At 58.6% G+C, this 10,516-nt stretch carries 14 protein-coding genes and 12 tRNA genes; 24 read left to right on the forward strand and 2 right to left on the reverse strand.

Annotated features, from left to right (window positions below; translation table 11 throughout):
• The first annotated feature begins 372 nt into the window (after positions 1-372).
• Positions 373-498, forward strand: coding sequence for a hypothetical protein (locus G0D83_RS32530; protein WP_255455851.1), 126 nt, complete (start codon positions 373-375; stop codon positions 496-498).
• On the opposite strand, the gene G0D83_RS18365 is transcribed toward G0D83_RS32530, so the two are convergent.
• Together G0D83_RS18365 and G0D83_RS32790 are read right to left on the reverse strand one after the other, a co-directional pair.
• Positions 487-2,058, reverse strand: a complete 1,572-nt coding sequence (locus tag G0D83_RS18365) for an RNA-guided endonuclease TnpB family protein (RefSeq protein WP_164196236.1) — start codon at positions 2,056-2,058, stop codon at positions 487-489. The genes G0D83_RS32530 and G0D83_RS18365 overlap by 12 nt on opposite strands.
• Positions 2,055-2,207 carry a transposase gene (locus tag G0D83_RS32790; RefSeq protein WP_164196237.1) on the reverse strand — a complete coding sequence of 51 codons (153 nt, stop codon included), beginning with the start codon at positions 2,205-2,207 and terminating at the stop codon, positions 2,055-2,057. Before G0D83_RS32790 ends, G0D83_RS18365 begins: the two co-directional genes overlap by 4 nt.
• Positions 2,208-2,534: 327 nt before the next feature.
• Between G0D83_RS32790 and G0D83_RS18375 the strand changes: the two genes are divergently transcribed.
• The 23 genes from G0D83_RS18375 to G0D83_RS18485 all read left to right on the forward strand — a co-directional run bounded on the left by G0D83_RS18375 (position 2,535) and on the right by G0D83_RS18485 (position 10,413).
• A tRNA-Arg gene (locus tag G0D83_RS18375) sits at positions 2,535-2,611 on the forward strand.
• Positions 2,612-2,644: 33 nt separating this feature from the next.
• On the forward strand, positions 2,645-2,887 hold the full coding sequence (locus tag G0D83_RS18380) for a hypothetical protein (RefSeq protein WP_164196238.1): 243 nt from the start codon (positions 2,645-2,647) through the stop codon (positions 2,885-2,887).
• Positions 2,849-2,937 (forward strand) — tRNA-Tyr (locus G0D83_RS18385). Before G0D83_RS18380 ends, G0D83_RS18385 begins: the two co-directional genes overlap by 39 nt.
• A gap of 6 nt (positions 2,938-2,943) precedes the next feature.
• Positions 2,944-3,020 (forward strand) — tRNA-Met (locus G0D83_RS18390).
• A gap of 159 nt (positions 3,021-3,179) precedes the next feature.
• A tRNA-Val gene (locus G0D83_RS18395) sits at positions 3,180-3,254 on the forward strand.
• A 13-nt stretch (positions 3,255-3,267) separates the two neighbouring features.
• Positions 3,268-3,343, forward strand: a tRNA-Ala gene (locus tag G0D83_RS18400).
• Positions 3,344-3,371: 28 nt separating this feature from the next.
• Positions 3,372-3,446, forward strand: a tRNA-Glu gene (locus tag G0D83_RS18405).
• A gap of 77 nt (positions 3,447-3,523) precedes the next feature.
• On the forward strand, positions 3,524-3,898 hold the full coding sequence (locus tag G0D83_RS18410) for a hypothetical protein (protein ID WP_164196239.1): 375 nt from the start codon (positions 3,524-3,526) through the stop codon (positions 3,896-3,898).
• A gap of 3 nt (positions 3,899-3,901) precedes the next feature.
• Complete coding sequence (locus G0D83_RS18415; protein ID WP_164196240.1) at positions 3,902-4,153, forward strand: hypothetical protein; 252 nt, start codon at positions 3,902-3,904, stop codon at positions 4,151-4,153.
• Between the two features lie 99 nt (positions 4,154-4,252).
• Positions 4,253-4,327, forward strand: a tRNA-Gly gene (locus G0D83_RS18420).
• A gap of 139 nt (positions 4,328-4,466) precedes the next feature.
• Positions 4,467-4,542: transfer RNA gene (locus G0D83_RS18425), tRNA-Glu, on the forward strand.
• A gap of 116 nt (positions 4,543-4,658) precedes the next feature.
• The gene (locus tag G0D83_RS18430) at positions 4,659-5,471 is read left to right on the forward strand and encodes a restriction endonuclease (RefSeq protein WP_164196241.1); all 813 of its coding nucleotides are present in this window, start codon (positions 4,659-4,661) and stop codon (positions 5,469-5,471) included.
• Positions 5,472-5,657: 186 nt separating this feature from the next.
• Positions 5,658-6,899: a peptidase T gene (pepT, locus tag G0D83_RS18435; protein ID WP_164196242.1), complete on the forward strand. Its 1,242-nt coding sequence runs from the start codon at positions 5,658-5,660 to the stop codon at positions 6,897-6,899.
• Between the two features lie 150 nt (positions 6,900-7,049).
• Positions 7,050-7,571, forward strand: a complete 522-nt coding sequence (locus tag G0D83_RS18440) for a hypothetical protein (RefSeq protein ID WP_164196243.1) — start codon at positions 7,050-7,052, stop codon at positions 7,569-7,571.
• Between the two features lie 75 nt (positions 7,572-7,646).
• Positions 7,647-8,453 (forward strand): hypothetical protein, encoded by an 807-nt coding sequence (locus G0D83_RS18445; protein ID WP_164196244.1) that lies wholly within the window; start codon positions 7,647-7,649, stop codon positions 8,451-8,453.
• Positions 8,450-8,629: a hypothetical protein gene (locus G0D83_RS18450; RefSeq protein ID WP_164196245.1), complete on the forward strand. Its 180-nt coding sequence runs from the start codon at positions 8,450-8,452 to the stop codon at positions 8,627-8,629. Before G0D83_RS18445 ends, G0D83_RS18450 begins: the two co-directional genes overlap by 4 nt.
• Before the next feature lie 63 nt (positions 8,630-8,692).
• Positions 8,693-8,767, forward strand: a tRNA-Gln gene (locus G0D83_RS18455).
• 112 nt (positions 8,768-8,879) lie between these two features.
• On the forward strand, positions 8,880-9,173 hold the full coding sequence (locus G0D83_RS18460; protein WP_164196246.1) for a hypothetical protein: 294 nt from the start codon (positions 8,880-8,882) through the stop codon (positions 9,171-9,173).
• Positions 9,174-9,218: 45 nt separating this feature from the next.
• Positions 9,219-9,443, forward strand: coding sequence for a hypothetical protein (locus G0D83_RS18465; protein WP_164196247.1), 225 nt, complete (start codon positions 9,219-9,221; stop codon positions 9,441-9,443).
• 4 nt (positions 9,444-9,447) lie between these two features.
• Positions 9,448-9,534: transfer RNA gene (locus G0D83_RS18470), tRNA-Leu, on the forward strand.
• A 48-nt stretch (positions 9,535-9,582) separates the two neighbouring features.
• Positions 9,583-9,658: transfer RNA gene (locus G0D83_RS18475), tRNA-Thr, on the forward strand.
• A gap of 41 nt (positions 9,659-9,699) precedes the next feature.
• A complete protein-coding gene (locus G0D83_RS18480; protein ID WP_164196248.1) occupies positions 9,700-10,284 on the forward strand; it encodes a DUF488 family protein in 585 nt (194 codons plus the stop codon).
• 42 nt (positions 10,285-10,326) lie between these two features.
• A tRNA-Leu gene (locus tag G0D83_RS18485) sits at positions 10,327-10,413 on the forward strand.
• The last annotated feature ends 103 nt before the right edge of the window (positions 10,414-10,516 follow it).

Genomic DNA, 10,516 nt, shown 5'->3' on the forward strand with positions numbered 1-10,516 from the left:
TTTGACGTTGTTGGGCACGGAGCCGCACTCCATCGAGACAGGCGCGGCGGAGGGCCCCATCGCATATTACGTGTTCCCAGAGGACACTAGTGAAGCAGACGTCGAGGAGGCTCTTGAGCAAAGTAGCTGGTGCTACAAGTCTATGACGAGGTTGGATATCTCGCCGACGCCTTAAGCGTCTGACAAGTGATCCTAACAATGAGCGGGATCCGGTGAATGCCTTTGGTAGCCGGACAGTGGAGAGCGACAGGCAAGAAGCTCTGGCGTGCCCATTCGCGCCCCCGCTCGCCAGAATACCCAGGTCGCAAGGAGGAACGCGAGATCACTGATCACCTGGAGCTTTGTTCACTCAGCAGAAGGAAAGGAAAGATCATGACACTCCTGAGTACCATCCGCGCGGACAGCCTTGCGGCCCGCAAATCGAAGTCGCCAAGCTCGAGCGTTCTGACGACCCTGCTCGGGGAAGTCGACAAGGAGGCAACGGCATTATTGAACTGAGTCATGAGGCGCCAAGGTATTGAGACAGCTCATTTCGTCGGTATCGATATTTCCGGTTCTTTCTTCAAGAGCCTTTCGAGCGGAGTTTCGCCGGAGGCCTTTGCCTCTGGCCAGAGCTCTACTCTCCCCGGACGTTACTTCCGGCGTGCCGCGCCGTAGTGCCTCTTCGAGCCCCCAACGAAGGATGTTCAGGGCCGCGTTCTCATCTCGGTCGTGCTCACACCCGCAGGATGGACACGTCCATCTCCGGGTCTTGAGGCTCAATTCGTCAAGCTTGTGATCGCACGCGGAGCACGTTTTTGAACTGGGTGCCCAGCGGTCGACCTTGACGAAATGCCTCCCACTCCTACTGGCCTTGTAGTCCAGCTGGCGTAGGAGCTCTCCCATTCCGGCGTCGGAAATCGAAAGGGCAAGTTTCGAGTTCTGTTTCATACCGGAGACGTTCAGGTCCTCCGCACAGATCACCACCGACTTGGCTATCGCTCGGGATGTGATCTTGTGCAAGAAGTCGGTCCGCGCATGCCGGACCTGACGGTGCACACGCGCTTCTTGTTCGTAAGCAAGGCGCTCCCCTTTTGACCGGGGGAGTCTTGCTGCTTGTTTCGTGGATAGCTCCAGGCGCCGCTGACGGCGACGAGCGGATTTCCTCTGTATGCGCCTGAGCTTCTTCAAGCTCTTGCGCAGGTGGCGCCCAGGCGCAACCTTCTCCCCATCTGAGCCGATCACCGCGGCCGACAGACCAAGATCGTAGCCGCGAGCGGCTACTTCAGGCTCAGGGACAGGTATATCCTCGCCGCGACGCCGAAGCTTCGGCGGAGGAGCATCGAATTGGACGGACATGACCCAAACATCCGGCCCGTCCTCGCGGATTGTGGCAGAGCGGATCTTGCCCTCGGGCCAACGGCTTCCGCGAATACGGATCGAGTATCGACGCTTCTTCTCGAAATAGTTGAACTGGCCTTTTCGGGGACCGCTCTTAACTTCCTTCTTCCACACCTCGGTCTGATCCATGTTCGGAAGTTCGACCCACCCCCGGGCGGCAGTCGGGCTGGCCTCGCGGCGGATCAGTTTGATGCAGCTCGGTGCGAGGTAAATCGACCCTTGTCTATCGCGCTTCTTCTTGAACTTCGGAAAGCCCGCGGCCTTCTTCTGCTTCATTCCACCGGCGCGAATTTTGCGCCGGTCGGCGAGGATCTTGTTCAGCGCCGTATCAAACCTGCGGCATATATCGACAAGATGGATGGCTGGTGGCTGTGCGAGCCACTCAAGCCCGTTGGCTTTCTTCATTTGCGGCAAGAGCGACGATAGCTCGCCGTGGAAAGCAAAGCGCTTCTCCACGTCGTAGAGATGCTGGTTGATCTCGACGCATCGGTTCCAGACCCAACGACCTGCACCGATCCACTGCCGGAAGGCTTCCTTCTGGCGCTTGTTGGGATAGATCCTGAAAACAGCGGCCTGGCTGACGACCTCTGGGGCTTGCATGAGCTGAGGCAATGCTGGAAAGGACGCGAGCACGTCAGCTTCGGTCAGCGCTTGATTTGGTCCAGCGTCCAGACTCATGCAATGAGCCTTCGGAAGCCAAGAGGGACATTATCCAGATCTGAAACTGAACCATACTTGGGACAGACCGGCCCATCGGGCCAGCGACGCCCTCCAAAGAACGAACGGCAGGCGGCATCGCTCAATAACCGCTGGATAAACTCAATCATACTCACACACTACACCTAGCATGTTCATGATCTGTTTCAATAGTTCGGGTGAACGTAAATTCAGAGACGACTGCGGTGCTCGTTGCCGCGGTCTGGCGGACCGGTGACCTGACGATGGCATGACCAGCGCAGGCACTTCGCGTGACCCGCGGGGCACCCCTCGCGGTTGATAGCGCGGCCGCCCACATGACGGGCCCTTCGGGGCTCTCGCGATCCCGGAAGCGTTGGGACCTGGAGCTGCGCGGCTAATGTAGCTCTGTGTCACGCACCGGCATGGGCCTTGCCGCGGGCTCGGGTGGAGTACGCTTCCACCGATCGCCAAAGAATGCCCCTATGGTCCAATTGGATAGGTCGCCAGATTACGAATCTGGAAGGTGCAAGTTCGAGTCTTGCTAGGGGCTCCATCTACTGCTGACGACAACGAACAGGAGAACGAGATGTCGAAACGCAAACCAAGGCTGGCGCCGAGGAATGGTCATGTGGCCGCCATGCGCCTGAGAAAGTCGGGATCCCATGGCAAGACCATGAAGGCCCAGCGCCGGGCGGATACCATTCAGTTCAAGAAGAGCATCCGAGACATTCAGACAAGTGGCCCCGCGGCCGTTTCTCTGAGTGCCTGGGGCGCGCAAATTTCAGAGTTTGGGAAGATGGCCGAGTTGGTTGAAGGCGCCGGATTGTAACTCCGGAGAGGGTCCCCTCCACGTTGGTTCGAATCCAACTCTTCCCACCATGGCTTGACGATGTAGCTCAGATGGTAAGAGCGCCCGCCTCATAAGTGGGAGGTCGAAGGTTCAATCCCTTCCATCGTCACCAAGTTCGCGGTGAGGCGTCTTCCGGAGGCGTCGACAGTCCGCACGCGGCCGTCAGTGAATGGCCACCGGCGTTTCATGAGCGCCCGTGTCCGGGGAGTTGCGCCCCTGGGTCGCGACCAAATTGCTGTTGATCCCCTCGAGGCGGGTCCAGCCTCCTATTGGCCCTGTAGCTCAGCGGTAGAGCGCCGGCTCGACACGCCGGTTGTCGGAAGTTCGAACCTTCCCGGGGTCACCAATTTTCAGAGTTTGGGCTGGTAGCTCAGTTGGGAGAGCACCTGCTTCGCAAGTAGGAGGTCGCGCGTTCAAATCGCGTCCGGTCCACCAAGCTCACACGCTGCCCGCGGCGTGTCGTGCACCCATCGTCTAGTGGTAAGGACGCTGCCCTTTCAAGGCGGAAACACCGGTTCGAACCCGGTTGGGTGTACCAACTATTCTTCTTCTTTGAACCGCGATTTAACCCAGCATCGCTATGCCTCCAATAACAACGATTTTGGAGGCACGAGCATGGAAGTGAAACTGTTTCAGACGGTGATGGAGGCACCATTGATGACCACGGGCGTCCTGAACGTCTATGTCAAAGGTGGCACCCTGTGCATTCAGCGCGAACGAGCCGCCGGCGAGCGGGAAATCGTGAAGTATCCTCTGGTCAATGTCTCCAAGTATGAGACTTGGCTAGAGATGGAAGACGTGGTGCGGCAGGATGCCGAAACGATCTCGGAAGTCCATTTGCTGAAGAGCTCCGAACCTCTCCGCTTCATCAGCGTGATTGCTCCAGAAGTGACAGATGACCTCTACCGCGTCTTCGAGATCATGCCTCGTGATGAAGTGAAGGTCACCAGCTTTCCCCTGGGCAACATTTTCAGGATCAAGGAGCGCTGACGCGTGAGGAGGCATATCGTCGGCATCGCTGTCGGCCTTGTGCTGTCAGGCGCGATCTTCCCCCTCATGGCTGTTGGGGAACATGACCCATCACTGCTTGAGAATATGGCCCGTCTCGGTTTCTTCTTGTCGCTCACGATCGTCGTGATCTTGGGTTTCACGCTTTTCTTCGAGACTGGTGATCAGCAAGAGAAGGCGCGGGAGAGCACACAAAACTCGGAGGCGAGCGCGCCTCCGGCAAACAGCGGCGATTAGCAGGCTCTTAGAGATCCGGAGCCCATGTGGCGGTCAGGCCCCGACCGGTCAATTACCGGGGCGAGCACGGCGTCTGCTTTCATAGGAATGGCGCCATTTGCGGAAATAGCTCAGAGGGAGAGCATCTGCTTGCCAAGCAGAAGGTCGCGGGTTCGATCCCCGTTTTCCGCTCCATTTATTCAGCGGTTCCGACATAGCGCGGTCCCGCGATCCCAGATGCGATGCAGAAGTCCGGCCGACCATACGGCCTAGCGAGCTCGACGGCCCATGACCGCTTGCTGCAGGAGTGACGCCTTGCCATCGCGACCAACATGCACCCATCGTCTAGTGGTCAAGGACGCCGCTTTCTCAGGGCGGAGACACCGGTTCGAAGCCGGTTGGGTGTACCATGACGATTCCTCGCGTGATGCTAAATGCTTAGACGTCGAGGCTCGCGTCTTCTGTTGCCGGAATGTTCTTCTCGGGCTACCATGCGACAAAAGGCGAACGATCCGAGGCGATGTCGATGAGGAAAGAGTACGAAACGATCTTGGGCGGGCTTACCTTCCTGGCGTTGGCCTGCGCTGGCTACGCCTTCTACGCTTTGGAAGCCTTTGTCGCGACCACTCAGGCGTTGCCCGTGATCTTCTTCGGATATCTCACGATCCTGGTGGTCTTCTTTCGCGCCCTGGGCTTGTCACTGACCTCTTCGAAGCGTCGCGAACTCACTCGCCATGTCGAGGCTCACTCCGCGGCGCTTTCACGGAACCTCAGGCTGGCAATCCAGAAGAACGACTACGGTCACGTGGTCACGGACCACCGGTACGACCGCGTCATCGAATTCCTGGATAGTATCCAGCTCTCCTTCGATTATCATCGCATCGAGCCGGCCGTGCTTGACTACGTGCTAACCGAGATAGAGCGCGTCGAGAGAGAGGCGCGAGAGGGCGGCTTTGATGCCTCGGACTTCCCGACTGACCCGGCCGAGTTCGAACACTGGTGTGCAGCGCAGATGCGTCACTTCGGATGGGATGCCGACGTGACCAAACAGGGCTATGATCAGGGTATCGACATCGTCGCGCGTAAGGGAGCGCTTGCAATAGGGCTCCAAGTGAAGCGCTACAACACGCCGGTCGGCAACAAGGCAATTCAGGAGGCCTATACCGGGAAAGGCTACTATGGCCTCGCGGGAGTTGGCGTTCTCGCGACGGCTGGCTTTACCCCCAGTGCTCGTCGCCTTGCTGCAACGACTGGGGTGATCTTGCTGAGCCCTCACGAGTTGCCAGCGCTAGACAAGAAATTCGGCGTCGAGGGCTGTACGGAAGCCTGGGCAATATGAAGAGGACGGGAGCTCGCCTATCAGGTTGGGCTCCCTTTTTTTGTCGGCGCGAGAACAGCCTAATTCCGGTCTGTCAGGTTTCGGGCCCATGCTTGATCGACAGGCTCCGGCCCTCGCGGCAGCCTTGACACTCGCTCTGCGGCAGCCCCCTATCCGCTCGGAGACTATCACCAGGCAGGAATGCAGATGCGACACGATTTCGACCAAGAGCTCGAGGAGCGGCTGGTCCGCTACGCGGCGATCGACAGTCAGAGTCATGAGGACTCGCCGAGCTCGCCCAGCACCGAGATCCAGTTCGACGTTCTGCGGCTCCTCGAAACCGAGTTGCGGGAGATCGGGGCACAGGATGTGCAGCTGACCGACTATGGAGTCGTGCTGGCCACGATCCCCGGCACCACCCCTGGGCCTACCATCGGTTTTCTCGCCCATGTGGATACCGCCCCGCAGTTCAATGCGAGCGGTGTGAAACCCCGCGTGATCCACGGCTACAATGGCGGCGAGATCACGTTCCCTGACGACCCGGCGCTGCGCCTCTCTCCTGAGGAGTTTCCTTACCTCGCTGAGAAGCAGGGGCACGACATCATCACCGCCTCTGGCACCACGCTGCTCGGCGCAGATGACAAGGCCGGGATCGCGATCATCATGACCGCCGCGCGGCACCTGTTGGCCAACCCCGAGCTTCCGCACGGACCGATCCGCATCGCCTTCACCCCGGACGAGGAAATCGGCCGCGGCGTCTCTCAGCGCCTGCCGAAGGACCTTGGCGTCGATTTCGCCTATACCTTCGACGGCGGACGGGTTGGCGAGATCGAGTGCGAGACCTTCTCGGCCGACGCCGCTGAGGTCACCGTCACAGGCGTCTCGATCCATCCCGGGTTTGCCAAGGACAAGATGGTGAACGCCACCCATCTTGCGGCGAAGATCGTTCAGACCCTCCCTCAGGTCACGATGACCCCCGAGACCACCAGCGGGCGCGAGGGCTTCTTGCATGTCACCGACATGACCGGCGGCTCCTCGGAGATGAAGATCCGACTGATCCTGCGTGACTTTGAGCGCGACGGACTGGAGGCCAAGGGCGCGCTCCTTAAACAGGTTTGCGAGGCCGTGCAGGCGACTGAGCCGCGCGCCACTATCTCCTGCGAGATCCGCCCGCAGTACCGGAACATGTGGTACTGGCTCGAAGAGGACATGACGCCGGTCGACCTCGCCCGCGACGCCTGCAGCAAGCTAGGGTTCGATCCGGTGTCGATCCCTATTCGCGGTGGGACCGACGGTTCCAGGCTGACCGAGATGGGAGTGCCGACACCGAACCTCTTCACCGGTATGCAGAATATCCACGGACCGTTGGAATGGATCTCGGTGCAGGACATGGCGGTTGCGACGGAGCTGTGCCTGACGCTCACTGGTCTGGCCGCCGAAAAGCGGTAGACGAAAATCCAACCAGCGGGCCATTTGTGCTTGTCGTCTGGTATCGCCTGAGTGAACCCGCATTGCCGCTGTCGATCGGTTGGGCAATGCGGGCGGTTGCACTTGCTTGCGGTTCTGGCGCTATATTGCCTTCAGCCTCAGGAGTTCCTCATGCGTGACCGTCACACCGAAATCAAGAAACCCGCCATGCTTGCATACCGGCAGCATGAGTTCCTTTGTGATCCCCATGCCAAGCGTGAGCCGCCCAAAAGCACTTTGCGCGCACTTGAGCGAAAGGGGTATCTGGCACGCGCAGAAGTGGACTCTGACTTTACCGACAAGGGGCGGGCTTACGTGAAGGGCCACATGGACTACCGGCTCGCCCGGCTTCAGGCCAGTGAATATCCCGACGCGCCGGTGATCTCTGACGATGCGACGTTGAAGGCAGTGCTCTACCCTGACGGAAAGAGGCAAATTGGCCTCCATATTAGGGCTGCTGGGGACCATCCCGTCCGCATCTTGCGCTACGGCATGAGAGACCCGGTCGCATACCTGCACCCGTATCTCCATTGGCAAATCGAGAGAGAGAAGTCGGCGGGAGACTTCCTTGAACGCAAGGACTTCCTCATGCATGACATGGGTTACTCCTATGAGATGCCGTGCGAGGCCCCTACCCCCGCCCCGGCGATGTGATCTCAATCTATTCTTATTTATCTTGATGGCGTTGGGTGATGCTGTTAGGCTCTGTCGAAAATATGGATAGACCTGATGGAACTGCTTACGACCAAGACGCCGGACCTGGAGGAAAAACTCTCGAATGCGCTTTGTGTCGTGGAACGCGACGGCATCGACGGTGAGATCAGGATTGCCCGGGAGGCCTTCAATTGGACCTACCATCTGCTCCATCTTATGCGCGCGAAGTGCAGGAACTACTTCCCCTATGGGAAACAAATCGAGCGCCTTGCTGGCGAGCTACTGCTGTTCAACAAGCTCGTCGACGACGATGAGCCAGAGCTTCGCGAGGCCGTTGAGGTCCTTGTGGGAGCGCTCCGCGGCCTGGAGAAGGAGAACTTCCAGTTCGCTTCCAAGAAGGTCCCTTTGCCTGCCCTGTCACCGGCGCAAATTCGGGTGATTATGCGGGGAGAGTACGCCTTTCAGCCGAGTACCATCCGTGTCCTCGAGCAGAAGGGGTTTGTCACCTCGGTGGCCGGGCGCGTTTCCCGGACTGAGGAGGCCCGCAACTATGCATGGCGCGGTCTGGATCATGGCACGTTCAAGATGCTTGCCGGCAATGATGCTCTGGATGCAAATCTGATCCAAAGTGACCTGGACCTCCTCGAGTTGATGATGTCGCGCGGCGAGGTGGATGAGGACGTCTCGATCTACGTGTATCGCGGCCACACTCCGATGGTGGTGAAAAACGGAGATGGCCAGAAGCCTCTGGCCTACCTGCACCGATATTACCTGTGGCAGATCGAAGTGGACCGGACCCGTGGAGAGTTCCTGGAGCGGGTGAACTTCGTTTCCGGGAAGGGATCGTACGGATACAAGATCAGCAAGGGAGCGCTGGCATGAGGGTCATCATTCCCGGGCGGTACAAGGCAAAGAAGTGGGTGCGCCGCTGGATGTTCTGGCCGGTCCTCTACCCCTACTACTTCTGTGCAAACCTTTATCTGTCGCATCGCGTGGCCGTCGATGACGTGCGGGTGATGCTGTCCCAGTACAGGTTCGAAGAAGACAAGAAGCGCTGATTTCGAAACGCGCGCTTAACCTACCTGCGGTAGGTAGATATTGCTCCCAGTGAGGGGCACGGATGGTGAGTAGCCAACTGGTAAGGCATCGGTTTTTGGTACCGTCAGATGTAGGTTCGAATCCTACCTCACCAGCCATTCTCAATACCTTAGAAGGTAAAGCTAACCTCTTTGCGTCGTTCGAAGATGGCTTGAACCTTTCTTCGCTCAGGGGATATCCTGAGTTGCAAGCAACCCCTCGGAAAGCCTGATGATGAAACTCACGGAAGCTGAAGAAACAGCGTTTCGCCTGATCCGAGGCGGGCTTCTGGTCTCGCGCATTCCCGAGAAGAGTATTCCTGATCCGCTCGGAGGCGCCGAGCCAGGCATGCGCGTGTACCGCGGGCTCATCAAGAAGGGGCTCGTGTTCGAGACCGAAGAGGAGCCGGTCTACTTCGATGATGGCGACCGTTTTGACCCGACCCCGATGATCGAGTTCACCGAAGAGGGCGAGGCCCTCTATGCCGAGATCTTCGGGTCACCTTCGGCCGCGTTCAAACTCTAAAAATCATCTCCAGGTACCTGTCTCTCATCTAGACAGGAGACCTGAATGGCACATCGAGACGCAATCGGACAGGAGATTAAACCGGGCGACCGGGTTCTATGGAGCCGAAACGGCGCCTATGCCGGGTTCCAGGATGGCGTTCTGACGGTCGATAGTCTCACTCCGAAGAGCGTCCGCATGCGTCAGCGTCAGTTGAACGGTCGGCCGCTGATCGCCTCTCCGAAAGCGTTGGTGGTCATCGAGAGCAATCTCCAGGCCATGGGCAAGTGAACATGCGGGAATGGTGGAACCGGTAGACACGGCGAACTTAAAATTCGCTGCTCCTTGTAGCGTGGGGGTTCGAGACCCTCTTCCCGCACCAGACAACCGACGTCTAAAGTGATTAGGCGATCGATCAAAATCAGAATTCGCCCTTGTAGCTCAGTTGGTAGAGCAGTCGTTTCGTACACGACAGGCCGCCTGTTCAATTCAGGCCGGGGGCACCATAATACTCGACATTCAAGGATAGTTTGTCTATTCTTTGGTCATGAACCCCACGATCTACACCATTGGCCACTCGAACGGCCCGGCCTTGGACTTCATCTCGAACCTGAAACGGAACGGCATCACAGCCGTTGGGGATGTTCGAAGCTCGCCATTCAGCCGGTATGTGCCGCACTTCAACCAAGACACTCTGAAAACCCTCCTGGCGGAGAACGGCATCGCCTATGTCTTTTTGGGCAAGGAGCTCGGGGCCAGGTCGGAAGACCCCTGCTGCTATGTGGATGGCCGGGTCAGCTATGAGAGGCTCGCGACAACCGAGCTCTTCCAGAGGGGGATCGATCGGGTTCTAGAAGGCGCCCAGAAGTACCGGCTCGCACTGATGTGCGCGGAGAAAGACCCTTGCGATTGTCATCGAACGATCCTGGTTGCGCGCGCGCTCGAGCGGCAGGGTGTAGATGTCCAGCATATCCTCAGTCTTGGTCAGCTTGAGAGCCATGCCGAGACCATGCGCCGTCTGATGGCGTCATTGAAAATTCCGACCAGTGATCTCTTCATGTCGCCGGAGGCATTGGTGGAACAGGCTTACGCCACCAGAGGCAAGCAGATCTCCTATAGTCCGGGCGCGTAAATTTCTGAGAAACCTTTGCTGGGGTATATGATCAGCAACCGTGCGGGCGTGGCGAAATCCGGTAGACGCGCCAGACTCAAAATCTGGTTCCCTCGAGGAGTGTGGGTTCGAGTCCCACCGCCCGCACCATGAATTCCGGTGATCATCGGATCGCCTAGACGAAAGACGCGGCCTGGCTCGGTAGCCGGCTTTTCGGCCTGTTCGCAGATCGCCGGAGACGCGACAAGCGTCC

The organism is Salipiger sp. PrR003, from assembly GCF_010500785.1.
GTDB lineage: Bacteria > Pseudomonadota > Alphaproteobacteria > Rhodobacterales > Rhodobacteraceae > Salipiger > Salipiger pacificus_A.